The organism is Niallia sp. Sow4_A1 (assembly GCF_052116745.1).
GTDB classification, from domain to species: domain Bacteria; phylum Bacillota; class Bacilli; order Bacillales; family Cytobacillaceae; genus Niallia; species Niallia hominis.
Window position 1 is genome coordinate 1 of the sequence record NZ_JBQKKM010000004.1, and the last position, 24,351, is coordinate 24,351.

A 24,351-nucleotide genomic window follows, 5' to 3' on the forward strand; every position below is an offset into this window, starting at 1 on the left:
TGCGATTTGTCCCATCGCCGTCTTCATTCCCGTACCGATTACGACACCAACACCACTTCCACGCGAAACCATCGTACCCATAAAGCCCATATTCTCCATATCACCGAGCGCTAAATTATTATTCTTAATGGCTGATACGATTTTAGGAACAGGTACAGATTCACCTGTTAACGCTGATTCTTCGACCTCTAAACTTCTTGATTCTATTATTCTTACATCTGCACCGATTCGGTCCCCGCTAGCAAATTTAATGACATCCCCAGGAACTAATTCCTTTGATAAAATATTTATCCATTCCCCGTTGCGAAGGGCATGAACATGGGGCTGTGATAACTCCTTTAAAGCAGACAAGGATTTCTCTGCACGAATTTCTTGAAAAAATCCAAGAAAACTATTGAGAATGATGATTGCAATAATGGCAATCGCATCAATATATTCACCCAATAAACCTGAAACAAGCGTAGCAGCTAAAAGAACAAGTACCATAAAATCCTTAAATTGACTGAAGAAAATAAGCAATAGTGATTGCTTTTCTCCTTCCTCTAATTCATTAAATCCAAAATTCTTTCGTCGCTTTTCCGCCTCTTCATCCGTTAATCCAGCCGAAAAATCAGTATTCAATGTTTGTTCTACTTCTTTTTCGTTCATTTCATGATAGTTCATCCGGCCATCTCACTTCCCCCTTTTTCATTCACCGTTCGCGAATAGCACTTTTGCGAAATAATTACGTAGTAGTTCTGAACAAAGGTTAGCAATTCTAACTAACATACATAGTTGTCCCAACACCACTCTATGGAAATCATATTCAGGCTTGGCCGAAAAAATGCTATCAAGGTTAGATTTTTATTTCGTTTTAAAACTAAAAATAATTTTTTGGCCATTTCTTCTTATCACAAGATGCTAATTTTTCTTCATTAAGGCTACCAAATCCTTGTATTTCTTTGTAATTAAAGATAGAGTAAAGAGGGAAATTATTATAAATGAGGTTGTTAGTTATGTCATTTGATGGTTTATTTACAAGAGCAATGTCCCTGGAATTAAAAGAGCTGTTACTAGGAGGCAGAATTAATAAAGTTCAGCAGCCTTTTACAAATGAAATTATTTTATCTGTTCGTGCAAATGGAAAAAATCAAAAGTTGCTTTTATCTGCACATCCGAGCTATGCACGAGTTCAAATTACCGAGGAAACATATGAAAATCCGAAAGAGGCACCAATGTTTTGCATGCTTTTACGCAAGCATTTAGAAGGTTACTTTATAGAAGACATTTATCAGATAGACAATGAACGAATCATTGTTTTTGAGATTAGAGGAAGAAATGAAATTGGCGATACTTCCTATAAAAAACTGATGATTGAAATAATGGGACGACACAGCAATATTATTTTGATCGATCGCGACAAAAATACGATTTTAGATAGCATTAAACATATTTCCTATGCTGTTAATAGCCATAGAGCCATACTACCTGGCTATGAGTATAAGGCTCCACCAAAACAAGAAAAACAAGATCCTTATACAGCTACAGAGGAAGATGTTTTAAGAGCAATTGATTTTAATAGCGGAAAGTTGGACAAGCAGCTTGTACAGCAGTTCGCTGGATTCTCCCCTTTAGTTGCCAAAGAAATTTTCTATCATGCTGGTCTTGCGAACCGCGATACACTGCCAAAGGCTTTTCTGGCTATAATGGATCCAATAAAAAAAGGCAGCTATGCTCCTTCTATTATGGATACTCCCGAAAAAGAATATTTTTACTTTCTGCCAATAGAGCATGTGAAAGGTGAAATTAAAGCTTTCCCTACTTTAAGCAAAATGCTTGATCGATATTATTTCGGAAAAGCAGAACGGGATCGAGTAAAGCAACAAAGCAATGATTTAGAACGTTTCATTGTGAATGAACGGGATAAAAATAGCAAAAAGATTAAAAAGCTAGAACGTTCATTAATGGAAGCAGAGAACGCAGAGGAATATCAATTGCTTGGCGAACTCTTAACAGCAAATTTATATGCAGTTAAAAAAGGCATGTCAGAGGTAGAAGTTCTAAATTACTACGAAGAAGATGGGGTAATGATTAAGATTCCCCTTAATCCAAGACTATCTCCTTCTGAAAATGCGCAAAAATATTTTACGAAATATCAAAAGGCGAAAAACTCTATTGACATTATTAAGGAACAAATTCAACTAGCAGAACAAGAATACGAGTATTTTGAAACATTATACCAGCAAATTCTTGCTGCCTCACCGAAGGATATTCAAGAAATTCGTGAAGAGCTAGTAGAAGAAGGATACTTAAGAGAAAGGCAAAAAAAACAAACGAAAAAACAACAAAATGTAAAGCCAGTACTAGATTATTATTTATCTGATGATCAAACAGAGATTATCGTTGGCAAAAACAATAAACAAAATGATTATTTAACCAATCGTGTAGCTGCCAGGGATGAGATTTGGCTGCATACGAAGGATATCCCTGGATCCCATGTCGTTATCCGGAGCAAGGAACCTTCGGAGGAAACAATTCTACAAGCTGCCAAATTAGCCGCTTATTTCAGTAAAGCTCGCCAATCAAGTTCTGTTCCAGTGGATTATACCCTAGTCCGTCATGTGAAAAAGCCAAGTGGCGCAAAACCCGGTTTTGTTATCTATGATAATCAGCAAACAGTTTATGTAACCCCAGATGAGGAAACTGTGATTCGGTTGAAAGCGAAATAAAAAGCAAATCGCGAGAGGCAATGCTGCCTCTCGCGATTTGTTTTATTGGTTACACTGGTTTTAGTTTATGCATAAGGAAAATTCAGCTTGAAGGGTTGGCTTTTTGAGACTCTCATGCCTTTGATGAAGACCAGTTTTGTGTCTCCTCCTCTTCTTTTTGGTTTTCATCCACCTTATGAACACCATTTACCAACTAGTTATTTTCATTTATAGACTTTTATCCAAGCCCCAAAAAAAACAACACTTTATTTAACTGAAATGTCGTTATAAACATCATCCACTTACCACTTCTCCGGATTTTCCTTCCAAGCATTCAAGCTCGCTAAATCTCTTTCTTCAATATAGCCATTTTTCTGTGCTACTTCTAATAAGCTCGTATAATCTGTTAATGAGTATGCTGTAATTTCAGCCTCAGCAAGCAATTCTTTCCCCTTTGGCAATTCGTATGTAAAAATCGCAACAACCCCAAGTACATCACAGCCTGCTTCTCTTAAACTATTAACTGCTGTAATGACACTTCCCCCTGTTGAGATAAGATCTTCCACCACTACTACTTTTTGCCCTTTATCTACCTTGCCTTCAATCTGATTCCCTTTACCGTGGGCTTTTGCTTTGGAACGTACATAGGCCATCGGCAAATCAAGAAGGTCACTTACCCAAGCTGCATGAGGAATACCTGCTGTTGCTGTCCCTGCCACTACTTCTGTTTCTGGAAATTTATCTTTGATTAAACTAGCTAATCCTGTTGCGATATTTTTACGCACCTTCGGATAGGACAAGGTTAAGCGATTATCACAATAGATTGGCGACTTTAATCCTGAAGACCAAGTAAACGGATCATTTGGCTGTAAAAAAACTGCTTTAATATCTAGTAATTGTTCGGCAATTTCATGTTTCATAACGTGATGCCCTCCCACTCGGATTTAAATAATGAATAGCTTTCATATGGATTTGCTGCTCTTGTAATCGAGCGACCAACAACAATTGCTGATACCCCATTTTCTCTCGCAATCTTAGGTGTTGCTACCCGAACTTGATCCTGTACTTCATCTGTTTTTAAACGAATGCCAGGTGTTACAGTTAAAAAGGTATCCCCTAATCTTTCACGAATTGCGAAAGCTTCTAAAGTGGAGCACACGACTCCATCCAGTCCAGCCTCTTTTGTTATCGTTGCATAGTGTAATACCGATTCATGTAAAGGAACTTGAATTAATTGCTCTTTTTGCATGCTCGCTTCAGAAGTACTTGTTAACTGAGTCACACCAATACATTTCGCTCGTTTCATGCCAGATGGTGTACCTGCTTCAAGCCCCTCCACTGCACGAGCCATCATGTCGATTCCACCAGCTGCATGAACATTCACTAAATCAACGCCTAAGCTAGCAATATTTTTCATCGCACTTCCAACTGTATTTGGAATATCATGTAGCTTTAAGTCTAGGAAAATTTGGTGATTTTGTTCCTTTAATTCCTGAATGATGCTTGGTCCTTCTTTATAAAATAGTTCCATACCTACTTTTAAAAACAACGATTCTCCGTTAAATCCTTTTAAAAAAGAATGTACCTCGTCCTTACTTGCAAAATCAAGCGCGATGATAAGCGAATTGTTCATGCTTTCCCCAGCTCCTTCCCGTTACTTCTGAAATATGTTCAAATCCGTATTTGTCTAATAGCTCAGGTAATTCATCTATTATTTTCGGGCAAATAAATGGATCTACGAAGTTTGCTGTACCAACTGCTACTGCACTTGCGCCTGCATAGAAAAACTCTAATACATCTTCAGCAGTGGATACTCCCCCCATTCCGATAATCGGTAGGTTTACTGCTTGACTTACTTCATAAATCATTCGGATTGCTACAGGCTTTACTGCAGGACCAGATAATCCTCCCGTTTTGTTGGCTAGGATTGGCTTGCCTGTTTTTAAATCAAGACGCATGCCAACAAGGGTGTTAATCATGGTAATCCCATCTGCTCCTCCAGCTTCTACCGCTTTTGCCATCTCGACAATATTCGTTACATTTGGTGAGAGCTTTACATATACAGGAACTTCTGACACTTCCTTCACCTTTTTCGTTAATTCCTTAGCAACTTCTGGAATTGTTCCAAAAGCAATGCCTCCTGTTTTTACATTCGGACAAGAAATGTTTAATTCTAGTGCCTTAACATTCGATGCTTTTGATATCTCTTTTGCAACAGCAACATAGTCCTCTTCCACCGATCCAGCAACATTTGCAATAATTGGTACATCGAATTGGCTAAGCCAAGGTAATTCTTCGCCAACCACTTTTTTTAGTCCAGGGTTTTGAAGACCAATGGCATTTAGCATCCCAGAAGTAGTCTCAGCTACTCTTGGTGTTGGGTTACCAAAGCGTGGTTCTACCGTAGTTGCTTTTATCATGATGGCACCGAGCTTGCTTAAATCATATAAGTTACTGTATTCCCGTCCAAATCCAAAACAGCCAGAAGCAGGCATGATTGGGTTTTTAAGCTCTAATCCAGGAAGCTTTACTTGAAGTCGGTTCATAGGACAACCTCCCCTGTTCTAAATACTGGTCCATCTGTACATACCTTTTTATAGCTGAATCCTGTCGGATCATCTGCTGTGTGACATACACATGCAAAGCATGCACCAATCCCACATCCCATTCTTTCTTCTAGAGAAATAAACACCTTTTTAGTAGGAAATGTTTTTTCTAGATTTTTAAGCATTGGCGTTGGTCCACAGGAGTACAATACGTCAAACTCCAGATTTTCTTGAAAAATAACGTCTGTGACAAAGCCTTGTGTACCATGACTACCATCTACTGTAGCGATATACGTATCCCCAAATGAGGCAAACTTTTCTTCATAAAATGCAACGGATTCTGTTTGAAAGCCTAATACAGCAACAACCTTTACCCCTTTTGCAACTAGTCGATTTGCTAATTCATATAAAGGTGGCACACCAATTCCTCCGCCTACTAATAAGGCTGTTTGCCCTGACTTGCTTGCTTCAACGGGGAATCCATTTCCTAATGGACCAAGAATATCAACTGCTTCCCCAGCTGTTTTTTGGGCAAGAAGCTTTGTGCCCGCTCCTTCAGCGCGGTAAATCATCGTAAATGTTTTACTTTCCTGATCAATCCGGCAAATACTAATGGGACGTCTTAATAAAGGTGTAGCATTATCACTTACTTTTATATGAACAAATTGACCTGGCTCGTTCATTTCAGAGACAAGCTCACCTGTTAAGGTGAGCTCCATAATATTTTCAGCTATTTCTTTCTGTTCGACTACTGTACAGATTTCGTTTTTGATCATACTAACACTGCCTCCGGTTGCGTTTTGCTTGGCTCCATTGCATCTGTAGAGAATGTCATCGATTCTACTACTCGAAGGATAGCCTCTGCTGTATCTAATGAAGTTAAGCATGGAATGCCATTTTCAACGGATTCACGTCTAATTCGGAATCCATCTCTTGCTGGCTGGCTTCCTTTGGAGAAAGTATTAATGACAAATTGTGCTTCCCCATTGCGGATTACATCTATTAATGTATGTCCTTCTCCACCGATTTTACCGACTACTTTTACTGGAATGTTATTGCTTTCAAGGTACTCTGCTGTTCCACTTGTTGCCATCAAGCTATAGCCGATATTCGTAAATCTTTTTGCAAGCTGTAAAGCCTCTTCCTTATCTTTATCCCCAATTGTCAAAAGAACCGTTCCAAATGTTTTTATCTTCATTCCTGAAGCAATTAAACCTTTATACAGTGCTTTTTCTAGAGTAATGTCTTTCCCCATTACTTCTCCCGTTGATTTCATCTCAGGGCCTAATGTGATATCGACTCTACGTAATTTTGCAAAAGAGAATACTGGGACCTTCACATACACACCAGACTTCTCTGCTACTAAGCCCGATTGATATCCCTGCTCTTTTAAGGAAGTACCCAAAATTACTTTTGTAGCGATTTTCGCCATTGGCACATTCGTAATTTTGCTTAAGAAAGGTACTGTTCTACTAGAGCGTGGATTTACCTCTAGTACGAATACTTCACCTTTGGAAACAACATATTGGATATTTAGTAAACCTACGATTTTTAAACCTTTTGCAAGTCTCGTTGTATAATCTACTAACGTTTGCTTAATTTCAGCAGACAAGCTTTGTGGTGGATAGACAGCGATCGAATCGCCTGAGTGTACTCCTGCACGTTCGATATGCTCCATAATTCCTGGAATGACAACATCAGTTCCATCACAGATTGCATCCACTTCAATTTCTTTCCCTGTTAAATAACGGTCAATTAAGATTGGTTGACCTGGACTTGCCTTAACCGCGTTTTCCATATATGGAATCAGCTCTTCTTCTTTATATACGATTTGCATTGCTCTTCCACCAAGTACGTAAGATGGTCTTACAAGTACTGGGTAGCCAATTGATTTTGCTACAACAATTGCATCTTCAACTGTTAATGCTGTTTTTCCGTCTGGCTGTGGAATTCCTAATTCTTGCAGACTTTGTTCAAACTTATCACGGTCCTCTGCGCGATCTAAGTCTTCAAGTGATGTTCCTAAAATTTTGACCCCACGCTCTGCTAGTGGGCCTGCTAGGTTAATGGCTGTTTGCCCCCCAAACTGAACCACTACTCCTTCAGGTTTCTCTAAATCGATGATATGCATTACATCTTCAATCGTCAGTGGTTCAAAGTAAAGTTTATCTGAAATACTAAAGTCTGTTGAAACCGTCTCTGGATTGTTATTAATGATAATTGCTTCATATCCAGCTTCTTTAATCGCCCATACAGAATGAACGGTTGCATAGTCAAACTCTATTCCTTGGCCAATGCGAATTGGTCCAGATCCAAGCACAACAATGCTTTTCTTCTCTGTTACAATCGATTCATTTTCCTCTTCATATGTTCCATAATAGTAAGGTGTTTCAGATTCAAACTCAGCCGCACAAGTATCAACCATTTTATAAACGGGCACAATGCCTTTTTCTTTTCTCCAGTTATATACTTCAAGCTCTGTTGTATTCCAAAGCTTTGCAAGTTGAATATCAGCAAATCCCTTTTCTTTCGCTTCTTTTACATATTCCTCATCAAATGGATGATTGATTAACTCTTTTTCGAACTTTATGATGCCTTCAAGTTTGAAAAGGAAGAATAGGTCAATCTTGCTCCACTCATGAATCGTTTCAATACTCACGCCACGATTAAGTGCTTCTGCTATATAAAATAATCTTTCGTCTCCGGCAACTCTTATTCGCTTTTCGAGTAATTCGTCGCTTGTTTCATCTGCTGCATTTAAGGAGAAATGATATACTTTTGCTTCAAGAGAGCGAATCGCTTTTAGTAAAGATTCTTCAAAAGTACGACCAATTGCCATTACTTCTCCCGTTGCTTTCATTTGTGTTCCTAAGTTACGTTTTGCTGATTCAAACTTATCGAAAGGAAAGCGTGGAATCTTACTTACTACATAATCAAGTGCTGGTTCAAAGCTTGCATAAGTTTTTCCTGTAACAGGATTCATCATCTCATCTAATGTTAAACCTACTGCGATTTTTGCCGCTAGCTTTGCAATCGGATAGCCAGTTGCTTTACTTGCAAGGGCAGATGAGCGACTCACTCTTGGGTTAACTTCAATAATATAATATTGGAAGCTATCTGGGTCTAATGCTAGCTGTACGTTACAGCCACCTTCAATTTTTAGTGCACGGATAATTTTTAAAGATGTATTTCTTAATAATTGATATTCACGGTCACTTAACGTCTGACTTGGTGCGACAACGATACTGTCACCTGTATGAATCCCAACTGGATCGATATTTTCCATGTTACATACTACAATCGCGTTATCATTGCTATCACGCATTACTTCATATTCGATTTCTTTAAAGCCTGCGATACTTTTCTCTAATAAACATTGCGTTACTGGGCTATTTTTCAAACCACTTGTTACAATTTCTTCTAACTCCTGATCATTATGGCAAATACCGCCGCCTGTTCCACCTAGTGTGAAAGCAGGACGAACGATTACTGGATATCCGATTCTCTCTACAAATGCTCTTGCTTCCTCCATATTATGGATGATATCACTATCTGGAACAGGTTCTCCTAATTCATTCATCAAGTTACGGAAAAGATCTCTATCTTCCGCTTGCTGAATCGCGGAGAGCTTCGTTCCAAGTACTTCTACTCCGCATTCTTCTAACACGCCTGCCTCTGATAGCTCGACTGCAAGATTTAAGCCAGTTTGCCCTCCTAATGTTGGCAAGATAGCATCTGGTCTTTCTTTGCGAATAATTCTGCTGACAAATTCAAGTGTTAATGGTTCAATGTACACTTTATCGGCCATTTCTGTATCTGTCATAATCGTTGCAGGGTTCGAGTTTACTAAGATAACACGATAGCCTTCTTCCTTTAAAGCGATACATGCTTGCGCTCCTGCATAGTCAAATTCTGCTGCCTGCCCAATGATGATTGGTCCTGATCCGATTACTAATATACTTTTAATACTTTTAAGCTTTGACATATGCGGCACCTTCCTGTTTGTGAGATTGTATCATTTCCATAAAACGATCGAATAAATAGTTAGCATCCTCTGGTCCTGGTGAAGCTTCTGGATGGTATTGCACGGTAAATGCTGGGTATTCTTTATGCTGCAAGCCTTCGATTGTTCCATCATTTAAAGCAATATGTGTAACTTCTAAGTTTGTGTGATTAATAGATTCTTCTTCTACTGTATAGCCATGGTTTTGAGAAGTCAGACAAACCTTCCCTGTTAATAAATCCTTTACTGGGTGGTTTGATCCTCTATGACCAAACTTCATTTTCTCTGTGTTTGCCCCACTTGCAAGTGCGAACAATTGATGACCTAAGCAGATTCCAAACAGCGGCACTTGCCCAATAATTCCTTTAATTGCTTCAATAGACTCGGGCACATCCTTTGGATCCCCAGGTCCGTTCGATAGCATCACGCCATCTGGACTTAAATTTAGAATATCTTCTGCCGTTGTATTATATGGAACGACGATTACATCACAATCTCGTTTATTTAATTCTCGTAAAATTCCATGCTTCATTCCATAGTCTACTAACACAACGCGACTTCCACGGCCAGGACTTGGATAAGGTTTTCTTGTAGAAACTTGCTTTACTTGATCTGTACTTAACGTAATCCCTTTTAATTTTGCAATTACTTCCTCTGCATTTTCCTCGATGCTGCAAATCGCACCCTTTAAAGTTCCATATTGGCGGATAATGCGCGTTAATTTTCTTGTATCAATTCCCGCTATTCCTGGGATATTCTTTTGTTTGAAATATTTGTCTAATGAAAGCTCGTTACGCCAGTTTGAAGGAAAATCACACACTTCTTTTACAATAAATCCATGAATGGCTGGCGTTATCGATTCAAAATCATCTCGATTGATGCCATAATTTCCTACTAACGGATACGTAAGTGTGACAATTTGTCCACAGTAGGATGGATCGGATAGAATTTCCTGATAGCCTGTCATTCCTGTGTTAAATACTACTTCACCAAATTTTTCTGTATCGGCACCGAAGCCTTTTCCGATAAATACCGTGCCATCTTCTAGAATTAATTGTTTTTTCATGCGTGTACACTTTCCTTTCTCCAAGCAATCTTCCCACCAACAATTGTTGCAGCCGGCCAGCCCTGACATTCCCAACCAGCAAACGGGGTATTTCTTCCTTTTGATAAAAATGTTTCTGGGTCAATTTTATTTGTATCTTCTAAATCAAGAATGACGATATCTGCAGTTTTTCCTGCTTCTAAAGTTCCAGCATCCAATTTAAAGCTTTGAGCTGGTTTTATTGTTAGATAATCTATTAATTGTTGTAATGTCATCACCCCTGTTTTTACAAAGTTCGTATAAAGAAGAGGAAATGCTGTTTCTAAACCGACAATTCCAAATGGTGCAAGCTGCATCGACTGCGCCTTTTCTTCTGCTGTATGCGGTGCATGGTCTGTTGCAATAAAATCAATTGTTCCATCTAACAATCCTTCAAGTAAGCTTTTTCGATCCTCTGTTCCTCTTAAAGGAGGATTCATTTTATAATTCGTATCAAGAGAAGGAATATCTGTATCTGCTAATAGTAAGTGATGTGGCGACACCTCTGCTGTAACTCTAATTCCAGCTTTTTTTGCATCTCTTACAACGCGCACTGATTCTTTTGTACTGATATGGCATACATGATAATGACAGCCTGTCGCTTCTGCTAAAAGAACGTCTCTTGCTATTTGGACTGATTCACAAACACTTGGAATTCCATTTAAACCTTTCGCCTTTGAAAATTCTCCTTCGTGCACACAGCCTTTATTGATAAGGCTATTATCTTCACAGTGAGCGACAATTGCCATATCTAATGCAGCCGCTTGCTTCATCGCCTCGAGCATTTGACCTGCTTCTTGGATTCCTACACCATCATCTGTAAAAGCAAATGCTCCTAATTCTTTTAGTGCTTTAAAATCAGTAAGTTCAGTCCCTAATTGTCTAATTGTAATGGATGCATACGGTAAGACATTTACATTTGCCGTATTTCGAATTCTTTCATTTAAATTATGTAAATTTTCAACTGTGTCAGGAACAGGTCTTGTGTTTGGCATATTGGCAATCGTTGTAAATCCACCTCGTGCTGCTGCCATCGTCCCTGTTGCAATCGTTTCTTTCTTTTCGCCGCCTGGCTCTCTTAAATGAACATGTAGGTCAATAAATCCTGGCGCCACAACTTTTCCAGCAGCATCAATCACTTCATCTGCATTTGAAGTTATTTCCTTTGCAATCGTCTTAATTGCTCCATTTTCAATCAAGATGTCCTTCTGTTCTAATTCCCCTGTAGTATTAAGCAACTGGCCATTTTTGATAAGTATTGACATGTTCATTTCTCCCTCCGATATTTTCTAATGATCTTTTTAGCACACTCATGCGAATAAACACACCATTTTCCATTTGCTTAAAAATTCTCGAGCGTTCGCATTCAACCAATTCATCAGCAATTTCTACATCTCTGTTTACAGGTGCAGGGTGCATGATGATGCTTCCTGGCTTCATTTTTCTTTCTCTTTCTACTGTTAATCCATATAGTCTGTGGTAGCTTTCTTTGTCAAAAGCAGCTCTTTCATCTCCATGTCTTTCATGTTGGACACGTAGCAGCATGACAACATCGGATGTTTCAATCGCTGTATCAATATCTTCATAATTTGCATCTTGTAGGACTGTTTCATCAAACCATTCTCTTGGTCCAGAGAAAACGACATCTGCCCCCAGTCGTGTTAGGGCATCTGCATTTGATCTTGCTACTCGGCTGTGGCTGATATCACCAATAATACTTACTTTTAAGCCATTGAAGCGTTGGAATTCCTGCTGTATCGTCAGAAGGTCTAGTAGAGATTGTGTAGGATGATGACCACAGCCATCTCCTGCATTAATGACTGGTATGTTTACCTTCCCTACTAATTCATCAAAGTAATGATCCTTTTCATGTCTTATGACAATAGCATTTACTCCTACTGATTCCAGCGTTCGAACAGTATCATATAATGTTTCTCCTTTAACAACACTTGAGGTTGTCGTTTCAAATGGGATTACCTCAAGTCCTAACTTTCTCTCCGCTACTTCAAAGCTGCATTTTGTTCTTGTGCTAGCTTCGAAAAAAAGGTTTGCCACAAAGCTTTGATTTGCCGGTCTCCAAGTTTCTCCATTAGCAAATCTTTGTGCATCTCTTAAGATTTCTTTAATCTCTGTAACGGTTAACTCAGTCGTAGTTAATAAGTTTTCCATGATACTACCTCCCGTTATTTGCTGCTTTTAACTTAGCCCGCAGGCTAAAATACACTTCGCTTTCCGTGGGGCGAGCGGTGTCTACGTGTATTTTAGACTGCTCAGTAATTCTTTAATCCCCTAAAAAAACCACCCTAACAACTCGTTAGGGCGGCAAAAATCATGATTTTCCATAGATTTAGGCAAAGTGAACCTAGCACATACAATCTATGCATCATTTTTGACACCCTTATAAGTCTCTCTGTACTTGTTTAAAAGGTGTTATTATTTAGTTTCGTCTACTGCGATTGGTTCTTCGAATAAATCGTCCTTTGCTTTTTCTCTACCTGGCAATACTAAATTTAAGATAATGCCTAGGATTGCGGCAAAAGCCATTCCTTCTAGTTTAAAATTTTCTCCCATATGAATGGAGAAGCCTCCAATTCCTGTTACAAGGATAACGGATGCAATCACTAAATTGCGATTTTTATTAAAATCAATCTTTGCTTCTACAATAATTCTTAATCCAGAGGAAGCGATAATTCCGAATAGAAGGATGGAAACTCCCCCCATTACCGGCGTGGGGATGGATTGAATCAATGCTGCGATTTTTCCAATAAATCCAAACCCTATTGCAAGTACTGCCGCTCCTGCTAATACATAAACGCTGTATACTCTTGTGATTGCTAATACTCCAATATTTTCGCCATATGTTGTTTTTGCAGGACCTCCCATTAAAGCGGAAAGAATAGTTGCTGTTCCATCTCCCAAAATACTTCTATGCAATCCAGGATCTTTAATATAATCTTTACCAACAACTTTACTTAACACTAGCTGATGACCGATATGCTCTGTTAATGTAACAATTGCGACCGGTACAAAAATAGTTAGTAGCGCAAGATTAATTGTTACAGGATAATCTACAAACGGGAAGATAAAATCTGGCATTGCAAACCATTTTGCATCTAGCACTTCTTGGAAGTTAACAACACCTACTAGCAAGGCATATACGTAACCTACAACGATTCCTGCTAAGATTGGGATAAAGCTAAATACTCCCTTGCCAAACATGGTGAAAAGTATTGTTGCTAGTAAGGTTACTAGCGCAACAGAGATATAAAGCAAACTATATTCTTGATTCTCACTGCCATTATTTACATACATTGCTTGCCCTACTGCTGTGGAAGCTAATGCTAGCCCGATAACCATGATTACTGGTCCAACAACAATCGGCGGTAGGATATTCATAATCCAACGATAACCAGCTTTTTTGATGATTAAGGAAACGATGCCGTATACAATCCCGGCTATAAATGTTCCAATCATGGCTGCCCCTATACCTCCACCAGGCATTGTCTTTGCTGCAATTACCGGTGCGATAAAGGCGAAGGATGATCCTAAGTAGGCCGGAACCTTAAATTGCGTAATGATTAAGAATGCGAGTGTACCTACACCACTTGAGACTAAAGCAACCGCAGGGCTCATTTCTATTAAGAATGGTACTAACACTGTTGCACCAAACATAGCGAATAAATGCTGTAAGCTTAACGTTACCCACTGAAGGGCACTTGGTTTATCTTTAATTCCTAATAAGGGTTTTGATTCGTTCATTGCTGTCTCCTCTTTCTGTTTAAAAAAATTACTTGTATAATTGCTATTAATATCCCCTATTACATAAATAAAACCCCTTTTCAGTGCAGCTGAAAAGGGGTTTTATACAGGCTTAAAGAAACCTGACGAAAAAAACTCCCCTTCTCAGCCTCACAGGACTGCTATTAAAAGGGCTCTATTTAATTTTCAAAAATATTCACTTCATCATATCCATCCACTTCAGTAAGTTCTACCACAATTTTCTCCGAGCTGGAGGTAGGAATGTTTTTCCCGACATAATCTGCTCTTATTGGCAGTTCTCTATGTCCTCTGTCTACTAGGACCGCAAGCTGTATGGATGCTGGTCTTCCCATATCCATTAGTGCATCCATGCCGGCACGAACAGTTCTTCCTGTATACAAGACATCATCTACTAGGATGACCTTTAATCCCTGTATATCTTTCGGGATATCTGAGCCTTTTACTAATGGCTCCTCATTTTTCGTCTTTTTTGATAAATCATCTCGGTATAAAGTAATATCCAATTCACCAACTTCAATTGGCTTTCCTTCAATTTGAGCAATTTTCTCTGCAAGGCGATTTGCGATGTATATACCTCTTGTTCTTATTCCAACAAGAATACAATTCTCAATCCCTTTATTTTTCTCGATGATTTCATGAGCAATTCTTGTTAATGCTCGTCTTATTGCTTGATCGTCTAGTACAAGTGCCTTTTGTGACATCTCGCTCACCATCCATGCTGTGATTCAATCATATTTTCTAAAAAAAATCCTCTCACCCTTTTGGATGAGAGGATAGACGTATACCAATATAGCTATTGCTTAAAATAGCTAGGATCCGTTTCCTTCTCAACCTCACGGGATCGATTTAAAGGACTTATTCAACTAACGTTATCTTAATATAAAATTAAAAGCGTGTCAACGATTATTTCGTAATGTATCTAGAAGATTCTCATAGTCTTTAGGAAGTGGTGCTTCAAACTCTAAATATTCCCCTGTGCGCGGATGTTCAAATCCTAGAATTCCTGCATGCAGTGCCTGACCGCCGATATCCAATGTTTTTCTTGGGCCATATTTAGGATCTCCTACAAGTGGATAGCCAATATACTTCATATGCACGCGGATTTGATGGGTGCGTCCTGTCTCTAATTGGCATTCGATAAACGTGTATCCATCCATTCTTTCTAACACACGGAAATGAGTAACAGCATGCTTGCCCTTATCTATAACCGTCATACTTTGTCTATCTTTCGTATCACGGCCAATCGGGGCCTCAACCGTTCCATAATCATGGGGGATAGAACCATGTACCAATGCTTTATATTTTCTCGTTACTGTTTTTGCTACTAATTGATTAACAAGGCTCTCATGTGCAGCATCATTTTTTGCAACCATTAATAGTCCAGATGTATCTTTATCGATTCGATGAACAATTCCTGGTCTCATCACGCCATTTATACCGGAAAGATCTTTACAATGAGCCATCAAGCCATTTACTAATGTACCTGTCACATGTCCAGGAGCTGGGTGCACAACCATTCCTTTTGGTTTATTCACTACGATGACATCACTATCTTCATAATAAATATCTAAATCCATTTCCTCTGCTTCTACATCTAGTTCGATTGCTTCTGGTACTTCAATTGTAACTAAATCATTTAAAACACCTTTATACTTTGTTTTAACCGTTTGCCCATTAACTGTAACATGACCGTCTTTTATCCACGCTTGAACCTGTGTTCTCGACCAATCACTGTTAATCATTGAAACGATTTTGTCGATCCGTTCATTTACTTGCTCACTTTGAATGATATGTTCCTTTTTTTCCATGTTTCTTCTCCTTCTTTGCGTCTCTATCCTCCTTCAGCATAACTAGGATTAATAAAATAACGCCAATTACTAAAGATGAGTCTGCAATATTAAATATTGGGAAATCATAATTAAAGATATACGTATTGATAAAGTCTACTACATATTGATGGCGCGCGCGGTCAATAAAATTGCCGATTGCCCCCCCTAAAATAAGACCAAGAGAAACACCATAAAGAATTTTCCCTTTCGTACCTGTCTGAATTAAATAAATCAATCCAATTACAACGATAACAGTGATAATATAGAAGAACACCATTTGATTCTCAAGCATTCCCCAAGCTGCACCACTATTACGATGGGATGTCAGATAGAAAAAATCTTTTATTACTTCGATACTTTCTCCTAGTTCCATATTTTTTACAACTAACCATTTCGTCCATTGATCAAGAATAATAATTATAGCTGCAATTATGTAATAAAACACTAAAGTTTCCTCCAATTCTCGAGTCTCCTTTAGCATTTTAGCATAAACCAGTTGAAAACGATAGCTTGGTTCATTATTTTAAATGGCTGTTTTCGTAAAGTACCCCTTTTTGAATAAAAGCTATTCTCTTAATGAATGGACTTTCTATAATAGGATTGAATGCTATTTATATCCTCTTTCGTTCGAATCGTTGGAATCATTTCCAGCAAATCAACAGGAAGTAACTCTCCTGACATTTCGCACATTCCGAAATTGCCATTTTCTAGTTTTTGCATGGTTTCTTCTACATCTTTTAATTCCTCTTCAATATATTTATTAATTTTCGAGTCTCTTTTAACCCTTAATGTCGTTGCTAATTCGATTTGTGTTATACGGAGTTCTGTATAAAGCTTTTCAATAGTTGAATTCAATTCCATTACCTCCGTTTCTTTAATTATCTTTAGCATTTCCATTGAAGAATACAAAAACCGATTAAAGATTTAACAGCCATAACAACTATTAACGGAGGTGGAAGTATTTCTCTTTCTTACCTATGTATAAAAAACTCCACCAGCATCAAGATAATAGACAGACATAACTTTCTCACTATGTAATTATATATTCTTCTTTTCCTTTCCCAATAAAAGGCTTTTACAAAACTTTTTTCCTTGCATTTTTTCTTTGTTTTAAATTATCTTTTAAACACAAAAAAACCGACAAACTATTGAAAGTTTATCGGTTTCTCTTAATAATTTTCTTCTACTACATGTGCACATCTTTCACATAATGTTGGATGAGCTTCGACTGTGCCAATGTCTGTTGTAACAGTCCAGCATCTTTCACATGTTTCACCGTCTGCTTTTGATACAACTATTGCAGCATTTTCTAGCTTTAGTGCCTCTTCTGGTGCATTATCATATTTCCCAGCAATTTCAAAACCTGATACGATAAATAATTGGTGTAAGTTTTCTTGAATAGAATTTAGTAGTGTATCTACTTCTTCATTCACATACAGTGTTACTTTCGCAGCAAGGGATTTACCGATGACTTTTTGGTTACGTGCTTCTTCTAATGCTTTAAGCACATCGTCACGTACAACCAAGAATTTATTCCACTTTTCTTCTACTGCATCACTATTTTCATACACGGTAGATTCAGGGAAATCAGTCAACTGGACACTTTCTTCCTTTACAGAAGAAATATGATCCCAAACTTCGTCAGCAGTATGTGGTAAGATTGGCGCAACTAACTTTGTTAAGCTGATTAAACTTTCATAAAGAACTGTTTGAATAGCTCTTCTTTCTTTGTTATTTGTTGCTTCAATATAAAGGACATCTTTTGAGAAATCAAGATAGAATGCACTTAAATCCAATGTACAGAAATTATTAATATTATGATAAATAGTAGAGAATTCATATTTATCATAGGATTCTGTCACCGTTTTAATGAGCTTATTTAGCTTGATCATCATAAATTGATCCACTTCACGTAATTCCTCATAAGAAAGAGCATCTGTTTCTGGGTTAAAATCAGCAAGGTTTCCTAATAAGAAACGGAAAGTATTTCTGATTTTACGATATCCTTCTGTTACTTGTTTTAAAATAGCATCAGATACACGTACATCTGCTTGGAAGTCTACAGATGCTACCCATAAGCGTAAAATATCTGCACCTAATTGGTTCATTACTTTTGCAGGTATCATGACATTCCCTAATGATTTACTCATTTTTCGTCCTTCTCCATCTAATACGAACCCATGGCTTAAAACAGCCTTATAAGGCGCCTTTCCAGTTACTGCAACACTTGTAGATAGGGAAGAGTTAAACCAACCACGATATTGGTCAGAACCTTCTAGATATAAATCAGCAGGACGTTGCAGATCCTCTCTTTCTAACAATACAGCTTGATGAGAAGAACCAGAATCAAACCAAACATCCATAATATCTGTTTCTTTCGTAAATTCCCCATTTGGGCTGCCTGGATGTGTAAATCCTTCAGGCAATAATTCCTTAGCTGACTTTTCAAACCAAATATTGGAACCATTTTCTCTAAATAAATTCGAGATATGCTCAATTGTTTCATCAGTAATAATACTGTCACCATTTTCTGCATAGAATACAGGAATTGGCACACCCCAAGCACGTTGTCGAGAAATACACCAGTCCCCGCGATCACGAACCATATTATACAATCTAGTTTCGCCCCATGCAGGTACCCACTGTGTTTCTTTAATTGCATCTAATAGATCATTTCTAAAGTCTTTAATAGAAGCAAACCATTGTGCTGTCGCTCGGAAAATAACTGGTTTTTTCGTTCTCCAGTCATGTGGATAAGAGTGTGTGATAAATTGAAGCTTTAATAATGCGCCAACTTCTTCAAGCTTTTCTGTAATTGGCTTATTTGCTTTATCATAGAATAACCCTTCAAATCCAGGTGCCTCTTCTGTCATAACCCCTTTATCATCGACAGGACAAAGAACTTCTAATCCATATTTTTGACCAACTAGGAAGTCATCTTCCCCGTGTCCTGGTGCTGTATGAACACATCCAGTACCAGCATCTGTTGTTACATGCTCCCCTAGCATTACTAAAGAATCACGTCCATAAATTGGATGAGCTGCTAAAATGTTCTCGAGCTCTGCACCTTTTACTTCTTGAACAACATTCGCCTCTTCCCAACCAATCTCTGTTTTAACGCTTTCTAATAAATCTTGTGCAACAAGATACTTGCTTCCTTTTTCCTCGACGACTACATACGTCAAAGTAGGATGAACAGAAATACCTAAGTTTGCAGGAATAGTCCAAGGTGTAGTTGTCCAAATAACAATTTGTACATCACTTGCCAATACTCCTTTTCCATCCTTCACTTTGAATCCAACATATATGGATGGAGACTTTTTGTCTTTATATTCAATTTCTGCTTCTGCAAGAGCTGATTCACTTGTTGGAGACCAATAAACTGGTTTTTTGCCTTTATAGATATAGCCTTTTTTCGCCATTTCTCCAAACACTTTTATTTGTTGTGCTTCATAGGCAGGCTTTAGCGTTATATATGGGTTCTCCCAATCACCACGAACACCTAAGCGCTTAAACTGTTCTCTTTGACTGTCAATTTGTTCTAAAGCATATTCTTCACATAACTTACGGAATTCTGCAACGGTCATTTCTTTACGTTTAACGCCTTTATTCGTTAAAGCTTGTTCAATAGGAAGTCCATGTGTATCCCAACCAGGCACATATGGTGCTTGAAAGCCTGTCATGGATTTATAACGAACAATAAAGTCTTTTAAAATTTTATTCAGCGCATGTCCAATATGTATATCACCGTTTGCATATGGTGGGCCATCATGAAGAACAAACATTGGACGTCCTTTTGTACGGTCTTGAACTTTTTCGTAAATATTCATTTCTTTCCATTTCGCTTGCATATCAGGCTCGCGATTTGGTAAATTCCCTCTCATCGGAAAGGCTGTTTTTGGCATCAGCAACGTATCTTTATATTCCATTTTCTTCCTCCAGCATTATTATCTTTTTTTCATCATGTATGCAAGCAATATATTCCGTATTCTATTATAGACATTTCTGCTTTTTTAGAATCAGTATACACAGCAAAAAACCTTCTCATCCCCATGAAAGGGACGAGAAGGTTTTTAAAGGTTCCCGCGGTACCACCCTTATAGATAAAAAGAACTCTTATCCACTTAGACATTTTTTAACGGCAATGAACCGCCTTTTCTTACTTCTATTTCAGAAAAGGACTCAAGGGTGATTTTCAACTTCCAACTTATATCAGGCTTACACCGCCCCTGATTCGCTACTTTAAGTTTCACGGAAATCTACTATCCCTATCAACGCTACATGAATATCTATTTGTGAAAAATTATATTTCATCAATCCATCATTCGTCAAGACTTGGGAATTATTTTGTTGAATTTAATTCAGATGCATCTAATTCATATTCTAATAAATGATCCCAATCATCATTATTAAGCATATCTAATTGTGCTTCAATTAGCATTTTGAATCGAGTACGGAATACTTTTGATTGCTTTTTCAATTCTTCAATTTCAAGAGCAATCTTTCTAGCTTTCGATAGCGATTCATTGACAATGCGATCAGCATTTTTTTCTGCTTCTTTAATAATTAGTTTTGCCTCTTTTTGTGCATTTCGCTTAACTTCTTCGGCAGCTTCTTGTGCTACTACAATGGATTTATTTAACGTTTCTTCAATGTTATTATAGTGGCCGATACGGTCCGTTAACTCATTTAATCTTTCTTCTAGTTCTTTTTTCTCACGGATAATATTTTCATAATCTTTAATTACCTGGTCAAGAAATTCATTTACTTCATCTTCATCATAACCACGGAAGCCTTTGGCAAATTCCTTGTTATGAATATCTAACGGCGTTAATGGCATAAAGCCACCTCCCAAACTTCGATTTCTTTATGTATCATCCTAATTTCGACAGTATTACCGGATTTCCTGCATTATTTTTAAAAAATAAGAAGAAACGTGAAAAATAATGCTACTAAAAAATATTGTAACATATATAGACAATAAAAAAACTATGTTTTTTGTTTGCAGGAAAAATTATGGGACCTTATCTTCCTTCTTATTATCTATTTCAATTTACCTACCACTACCCTCCATTTATCTTTTTTCGTTTTTCCTTCAATGGATTTAATGGTAGCTCGTCCTTCTCCCCGAACAGAAAACACATCTCCTTCTTCACATATAAATGCAACATTTTCTATTAAAGTAAAATTCACTTTTACAAGTCCTTGTGCAATGTAAGTCTTTGCTTTTTCTCTTGAAAAATTATAGATTGCTGCAATTAGTGTGTCGAGGCGAAGGGAGGAAACAGTCGTCGTCATTTCTGTCCAATGTTCTTCTTTGAAAATTATTTTATCTAATGAAACTTCTGTTAGACTTATCTTCGCTTTCCCAATCGATTCAAGCTGAAGCCTTACATAATCCTCGACTTCTCCTGCAACAATGAATTGAATTTCCTCATCTACAACCAAAATATCACCGAATTTATTACGATTTAACCCAAGCGACATTAAGCTACCTAAAATATGGGGATGCTCAATAGTGACAAATTTCTTTGGATAATTCACTTCTAATAAAGTCAAGTTAAAATCCTTTATGTCTACCTCGTAATATTCAGGGTATAGAAGTGCCCGTTTTCTTTCTGCCTGATCATGTCCTCCAAAAAATTGAAACTTTACCTCATGATGCTCACCAATAATCATACCGAGGACTTTTTGTTCTCTTGGATCTAAAAAATCGGTTAATTTCGGGGCATAGGTATTCTCGACATAGCTTCGCCAATTTTCTACTTGATCGATAAAGTCTCTTTCTTCAGGACGAAAATGTTGATAGATTGACATGTTTTTAGCTCCTTTTTTGCATAGAAAAAGGGCTATATTAGCCCTCTTAAATACTTATATAAACCACATTCCTAATTGCTGAATTCCCATTCCAGCAAGGTTTAAAACAAAGATAGCAACAATCGGTGAAATATCTAGCATACCAATTGGCGGAATAACTCTCCGGAAAACTTCTAAGTAGGGCTCACAGACTTTTGCAAGAAAAACACCAATAGATGTTTCGCGTGCACTTGGAATCCAAGACATTAGAATGTAAATAATTAAAGCATAGGAGTAATACTGTAATAATCTAGCTAAAACTAAAATAATAAATGTCATTCGTTGTTACCACCTCGTATTTTCGTATTCTGCATCCTGCAGGATTTGCGATATATTTCCTGATACTTCCACATTATCTGGCGTACATAAAAATATATCTGTACCAATTTTTTGAATATCTCCACCAATCGCATAAACAGTCCCACTAAGGAAATCTACTATTCGTTTACCTTGGTCCTTTTCAATCCGCTGTAGATTGACAACGACAGCCCGACGGTTTTTCAACTGATCTGCAATATCCTGTGCTTCTGCATATACCCGTGGCTCCACCAAAAATACCTTTGATGATTTTTGGATACTTTGTAGGCTAACTACATTTTGGTTATTAGTTTTCGGCTGTTGAACATGTTGATTTTGCTGATTATGATAATTTTGCTGAACAGGCTGTTTATAATGTCTAGCAGGCTCGCTTGGCTCGTCTTGATAGTTAGCTTGCTCTTCTTCGTAATCTTCATCTTCTAAAAAAAAGAACGTTTTTATTTTCGATTTTATACTCATTTCACTTGCCTCCTATTTCTCGCTTCCTACTAAAGCAGTTCCAATTCTTATCATCGTTGCTCCCTCTTCGATCGCAATGGAATAATCATTCGACATGCCCATAGAAAGCTCTGTGCATGGAGCATATGGTAATTGTAATCCTTTTACATCTTCTTGAATGCTTTTTAATTTTTGAAAGCATTGACGAAGTAATAATTTATCTTCTGTAAATGGTGCCATTGTCATTAATCCAACTACTTGAACATTTGGATAGTTGGATAATTGTTTCACAAAATCAATTACTTCTTCTGGTTCCATTCCATGCTTCGATTCTTCTTTCGAAACATTAACCTGTACAAAACACTTTATGGTACGATTCGCTCTTTTATGTATTTCTTTTGCCAAAGATAGTCGATCCAAAGAGTGAATATAGTCTACATAATCTATAATACCTTTTACTTTTCTAGTCTGCAATGATCCAATAAAATGCCAAATTGGCTTGTCCTGAAGAACTTCATACTTTGCCAGTAAGCCTTCTTCACGATTTTCACCTAGATGAACAATTCCAGCATCTAACGCTTCTTGTGCTCGCTCTATTGTAACATACTTTGTCACAGCAATAAGTGTTATCTCTTCTGGATTCCGATTTACTTTTTCACACGCATGCGCAATTTCCTGCTTTATAACACTAAGATTATCTTTCACTAACATTTTCGTTTCCTTCTTCCTCTCTCCATCCAATATAACTCATCATTCTTCCTGTTTTCCCCTTATCCCTTCTATGAGAGAAAAAATAAGCGTCATCTTCATAGGTACAATAATTAGTTAGATGAATATTGCTTTCCAGCACTCCTGTTTCTAATAAAATCTGCTTATTTGCTTCTTGTAAATTCAGTCTGTATTGCCCCGGAGAAACAGTCGTATATGACTTCGCTTGAGAATGTAACACCATATCTATTTCATTGATGACTCGGTCATCCACTATATAATGACGATCTGTAATGGAAGGACCAATAACAGTAAGCACCTCATCAACAGGTATACCGTGTGAAGCAAATACATTGATCATTTCCCTAGCAATGCCTTTAACCGTCCCTTGCCAGCCTGCATGTGCAATCCCAATTGCCTTTGTAACGGGATGAATAAAATATAACGGAACACAATCTGCAAAACATAGAGTTAATAATATATTTTTTTCTAAAGTAAAAAAACCATCTGTATCCTTTAACGCACTTTCATAATCTTTAGCACCCATACCTAAATGATCATTTGTCACTTTGGCAATATGGACTTTATGCGTTTGTTCTGCACCAACCCATCGTTCCAAAGGAAACATTAACTTTCGCGCTATCTCATCGCGGTTAGCTATAACCGTTTCCTTCTGATCATTCACATGAAACGCCATATTTAAACTAGCATAATCGCCTTTACTTTTCCCATCATTTTTTGTTGTGAAACCAGCTAATAAATTTGGGAACTGCTGCTCCCATAAATCAAGATTGAAAAACTGTTTATTTTGTAAAGTAAAAGGTTCCATTATCTAACCCCATCTTTTTGTTTTAGTTTACCATATGGACCTATAATTGGTCACAGAAAAACATGATTTTCTTTGGAAATAAGATTGCATTTTATAAAATGGGGGTTATTTTTTCTAATCCGAGAATCTTCTAAATTAGCTATGCTAATTGGTGGCGTCTTTTTTAGTTACCTAATGGATAGCAAAGTCACTATTAGTTAAACTAGCACTCAAAACTCGCATGATCCATTTCTATAATTATTTATGCATTTTATTAAAAATAGCATTTTTCCA

At 37.5% G+C, this 24,351-nt stretch carries 22 protein-coding genes and 1 other annotated feature; of the genes, 1 reads left to right on the top strand and 21 read right to left on the bottom strand.

What is annotated here, in order from left to right; all coding sequences use genetic code 11:
• Positions 1–663: HAD-IC family P-type ATPase (locus ACTQ5K_RS03305; RefSeq protein ID WP_441993699.1), on the bottom strand; the 663-nt coding region annotated here is incomplete at its 3' end.
• Between the two features lie 332 nt (positions 664–995).
• Between ACTQ5K_RS03305 and ACTQ5K_RS03310 the strand changes: the two genes are divergently transcribed.
• The gene (locus tag ACTQ5K_RS03310) at positions 996–2,708 is read left to right on the top strand and encodes an Rqc2 family fibronectin-binding protein (RefSeq protein WP_441993701.1); all 1,713 of its coding nucleotides are present in this window, start codon (positions 996–998) and stop codon (positions 2,706–2,708) included.
• 281 nt (positions 2,709–2,989) lie between these two features.
• On the opposite strand, the gene pyrE is transcribed toward ACTQ5K_RS03310, so the two are convergent.
• The 20 genes from pyrE to pgeF all read right to left on the bottom strand — a co-directional run bounded on the left by pyrE (position 2,990) and on the right by pgeF (position 24,078).
• Positions 2,990–3,607 (bottom strand): orotate phosphoribosyltransferase, encoded by a 618-nt coding sequence (gene pyrE / locus ACTQ5K_RS03315; RefSeq protein ID WP_441993703.1) that lies wholly within the window; start codon positions 3,605–3,607, stop codon positions 2,990–2,992.
• Entirely contained in the window at positions 3,604–4,320 is a 717-nt protein-coding gene (pyrF, locus tag ACTQ5K_RS03320; protein WP_235251046.1) for an orotidine-5'-phosphate decarboxylase, read from the bottom strand. The genes pyrE and pyrF overlap by 4 nt, the downstream gene beginning before the upstream one ends.
• Positions 4,292–5,233, bottom strand: a complete 942-nt coding sequence (locus tag ACTQ5K_RS03325) for a dihydroorotate dehydrogenase (protein WP_235251055.1) — start codon at positions 5,231–5,233, stop codon at positions 4,292–4,294. The genes pyrF and ACTQ5K_RS03325 overlap by 29 nt, the downstream gene beginning before the upstream one ends.
• On the bottom strand, positions 5,230–6,009 hold the full coding sequence (locus tag ACTQ5K_RS03330) for a dihydroorotate dehydrogenase electron transfer subunit (RefSeq protein ID WP_031534348.1): 780 nt from the start codon (positions 6,007–6,009) through the stop codon (positions 5,230–5,232). Before ACTQ5K_RS03330 ends, ACTQ5K_RS03325 begins: the two co-directional genes overlap by 4 nt.
• Positions 6,006–9,218, bottom strand: coding sequence for a carbamoyl-phosphate synthase large subunit (carB, locus tag ACTQ5K_RS03335; RefSeq protein ID WP_235251061.1), 3,213 nt, complete (start codon positions 9,216–9,218; stop codon positions 6,006–6,008). The genes ACTQ5K_RS03330 and carB overlap by 4 nt, the downstream gene beginning before the upstream one ends.
• Positions 9,205–10,302: a carbamoyl phosphate synthase small subunit gene (locus tag ACTQ5K_RS03340; protein WP_285846349.1), complete on the bottom strand. Its 1,098-nt coding sequence runs from the start codon at positions 10,300–10,302 to the stop codon at positions 9,205–9,207. Before ACTQ5K_RS03340 ends, carB begins: the two co-directional genes overlap by 14 nt.
• Positions 10,299–11,585, bottom strand: a complete 1,287-nt coding sequence (locus ACTQ5K_RS03345; protein ID WP_235251215.1) for a dihydroorotase — start codon at positions 11,583–11,585, stop codon at positions 10,299–10,301. Before ACTQ5K_RS03345 ends, ACTQ5K_RS03340 begins: the two co-directional genes overlap by 4 nt.
• Positions 11,551–12,489: an aspartate carbamoyltransferase catalytic subunit gene (locus ACTQ5K_RS03350; RefSeq protein WP_235251064.1), complete on the bottom strand. Its 939-nt coding sequence runs from the start codon at positions 12,487–12,489 to the stop codon at positions 11,551–11,553. The genes ACTQ5K_RS03345 and ACTQ5K_RS03350 overlap by 35 nt, the downstream gene beginning before the upstream one ends.
• Positions 12,490–12,753: 264 nt before the next feature.
• On the bottom strand, positions 12,754–14,079 hold the full coding sequence (locus ACTQ5K_RS03355; RefSeq protein ID WP_031534338.1) for a solute carrier family 23 protein: 1,326 nt from the start codon (positions 14,077–14,079) through the stop codon (positions 12,754–12,756).
• 179 nt (positions 14,080–14,258) lie between these two features.
• Positions 14,259–14,801, bottom strand: coding sequence for a bifunctional pyr operon transcriptional regulator/uracil phosphoribosyltransferase PyrR (gene pyrR, locus ACTQ5K_RS03360; RefSeq protein WP_031534336.1), 543 nt, complete (start codon positions 14,799–14,801; stop codon positions 14,259–14,261).
• 195 nt (positions 14,802–14,996) lie between these two features.
• Entirely contained in the window at positions 14,997–15,908 is a 912-nt protein-coding gene (locus ACTQ5K_RS03365) for an RluA family pseudouridine synthase (RefSeq protein ID WP_235251066.1), read from the bottom strand.
• On the bottom strand, positions 15,877–16,410 hold the full coding sequence (gene lspA, locus ACTQ5K_RS03370) for a signal peptidase II (protein ID WP_081836525.1): 534 nt from the start codon (positions 16,408–16,410) through the stop codon (positions 15,877–15,879). Before lspA ends, ACTQ5K_RS03365 begins: the two co-directional genes overlap by 32 nt.
• Before the next feature lie 92 nt (positions 16,411–16,502).
• A complete protein-coding gene (locus ACTQ5K_RS03375; RefSeq protein ID WP_031534331.1) occupies positions 16,503–16,784 on the bottom strand; it encodes a hypothetical protein in 282 nt (93 codons plus the stop codon).
• Between the two features lie 314 nt (positions 16,785–17,098).
• Positions 17,099–19,858, bottom strand: coding sequence for an isoleucine--tRNA ligase (ileS, locus tag ACTQ5K_RS03380; RefSeq protein ID WP_441993710.1), 2,760 nt, complete (start codon positions 19,856–19,858; stop codon positions 17,099–17,101).
• A gap of 125 nt (positions 19,859–19,983) precedes the next feature.
• Positions 19,984–20,213: a binding site (T-box leader), on the bottom strand.
• A 58-nt stretch (positions 20,214–20,271) separates the two neighbouring features.
• A complete protein-coding gene (locus ACTQ5K_RS03385) occupies positions 20,272–20,769 on the bottom strand; it encodes a DivIVA domain-containing protein (protein WP_016201026.1) in 498 nt (165 codons plus the stop codon).
• Between the two features lie 203 nt (positions 20,770–20,972).
• Positions 20,973–21,746 carry an RNA-binding protein gene (locus ACTQ5K_RS03390; protein WP_441993713.1) on the bottom strand — a complete coding sequence of 258 codons (774 nt, stop codon included), beginning with the start codon at positions 21,744–21,746 and terminating at the stop codon, positions 20,973–20,975.
• A 54-nt stretch (positions 21,747–21,800) separates the two neighbouring features.
• The gene (locus tag ACTQ5K_RS03395; protein WP_349204081.1) at positions 21,801–22,064 is read right to left on the bottom strand and encodes a YggT family protein; all 264 of its coding nucleotides are present in this window, start codon (positions 22,062–22,064) and stop codon (positions 21,801–21,803) included.
• A 6-nt stretch (positions 22,065–22,070) separates the two neighbouring features.
• Positions 22,071–22,562 carry a cell division protein SepF gene (locus ACTQ5K_RS03400; RefSeq protein WP_251627343.1) on the bottom strand — a complete coding sequence of 164 codons (492 nt, stop codon included), beginning with the start codon at positions 22,560–22,562 and terminating at the stop codon, positions 22,071–22,073.
• Between the two features lie 12 nt (positions 22,563–22,574).
• Entirely contained in the window at positions 22,575–23,252 is a 678-nt protein-coding gene (locus ACTQ5K_RS03405) for a YggS family pyridoxal phosphate-dependent enzyme (RefSeq protein WP_031534322.1), read from the bottom strand.
• On the bottom strand, positions 23,236–24,078 hold the full coding sequence (gene pgeF, locus ACTQ5K_RS03410; RefSeq protein ID WP_441993716.1) for a peptidoglycan editing factor PgeF: 843 nt from the start codon (positions 24,076–24,078) through the stop codon (positions 23,236–23,238). Before pgeF ends, ACTQ5K_RS03405 begins: the two co-directional genes overlap by 17 nt.
• Positions 24,079–24,351: the final 273 nt, after the last annotated feature.

Coding starts and splice junctions, on each gene's coding strand:
- ACTQ5K_RS03310 (WP_441993701.1), top strand. CDS start 996: ATGTCATTTGATGGTTTATTTACAAGAGCAATGTCCCTGGAATTAAAA.
- pyrE (WP_441993703.1), bottom strand. CDS start 3,607: ATGAAACATGAAATTGCCGAACAATTACTAGATATTAAAGCAGTTTTT.
- pyrF (WP_235251046.1), bottom strand. CDS start 4,320: ATGAACAATTCGCTTATCATCGCGCTTGATTTTGCAAGTAAGGACGAG.
- ACTQ5K_RS03325 (WP_235251055.1), bottom strand. CDS start 5,233: ATGAACCGACTTCAAGTAAAGCTTCCTGGATTAGAGCTTAAAAACCCA.
- ACTQ5K_RS03330 (WP_031534348.1), bottom strand. CDS start 6,009: ATGATCAAAAACGAAATCTGTACAGTAGTCGAACAGAAAGAAATAGCT.
- carB (WP_235251061.1), bottom strand. CDS start 9,218: ATGTCAAAGCTTAAAAGTATTAAAAGTATATTAGTAATCGGATCAGGA.
- ACTQ5K_RS03340 (WP_285846349.1), bottom strand. CDS start 10,302: ATGAAAAAACAATTAATTCTAGAAGATGGCACGGTATTTATCGGAAAA.
- ACTQ5K_RS03345 (WP_235251215.1), bottom strand. CDS start 11,585: ATGTCAATACTTATCAAAAATGGCCAGTTGCTTAATACTACAGGGGAA.
- ACTQ5K_RS03350 (WP_235251064.1), bottom strand. CDS start 12,489: ATGGAAAACTTATTAACTACGACTGAGTTAACCGTTACAGAGATTAAA.
- ACTQ5K_RS03355 (WP_031534338.1), bottom strand. CDS start 14,079: ATGAACGAATCAAAACCCTTATTAGGAATTAAAGATAAACCAAGTGCC.
- pyrR (WP_031534336.1), bottom strand. CDS start 14,801: ATGTCACAAAAGGCACTTGTACTAGACGATCAAGCAATAAGACGAGCA.
- ACTQ5K_RS03365 (WP_235251066.1), bottom strand. CDS start 15,908: ATGGAAAAAAAGGAACATATCATTCAAAGTGAGCAAGTAAATGAACGG.
- lspA (WP_081836525.1), bottom strand. CDS start 16,410: ATGCTAAAGGAGACTCGAGAATTGGAGGAAACTTTAGTGTTTTATTAC.
- ileS (WP_441993710.1), bottom strand. CDS start 19,858: ATGGAATATAAAGATACGTTGCTGATGCCAAAAACAGCCTTTCCGATG.
- ACTQ5K_RS03385 (WP_016201026.1), bottom strand. CDS start 20,769: ATGCCATTAACGCCGTTAGATATTCATAACAAGGAATTTGCCAAAGGC.
- ACTQ5K_RS03390 (WP_441993713.1), bottom strand. CDS start 21,746: ATGTCAATCTATCAACATTTTCGTCCTGAAGAAAGAGACTTTATCGAT.
- ACTQ5K_RS03395 (WP_349204081.1), bottom strand. CDS start 22,064: ATGACATTTATTATTTTAGTTTTAGCTAGATTATTACAGTATTACTCC.
- ACTQ5K_RS03400 (WP_251627343.1), bottom strand. CDS start 22,562: ATGAGTATAAAATCGAAAATAAAAACGTTCTTTTTTTTAGAAGATGAA.
- ACTQ5K_RS03405 (WP_031534322.1), bottom strand. CDS start 23,252: ATGTTAGTGAAAGATAATCTTAGTGTTATAAAGCAGGAAATTGCGCAT.
- pgeF (WP_441993716.1), bottom strand. CDS start 24,078: ATGGAACCTTTTACTTTACAAAATAAACAGTTTTTCAATCTTGATTTA.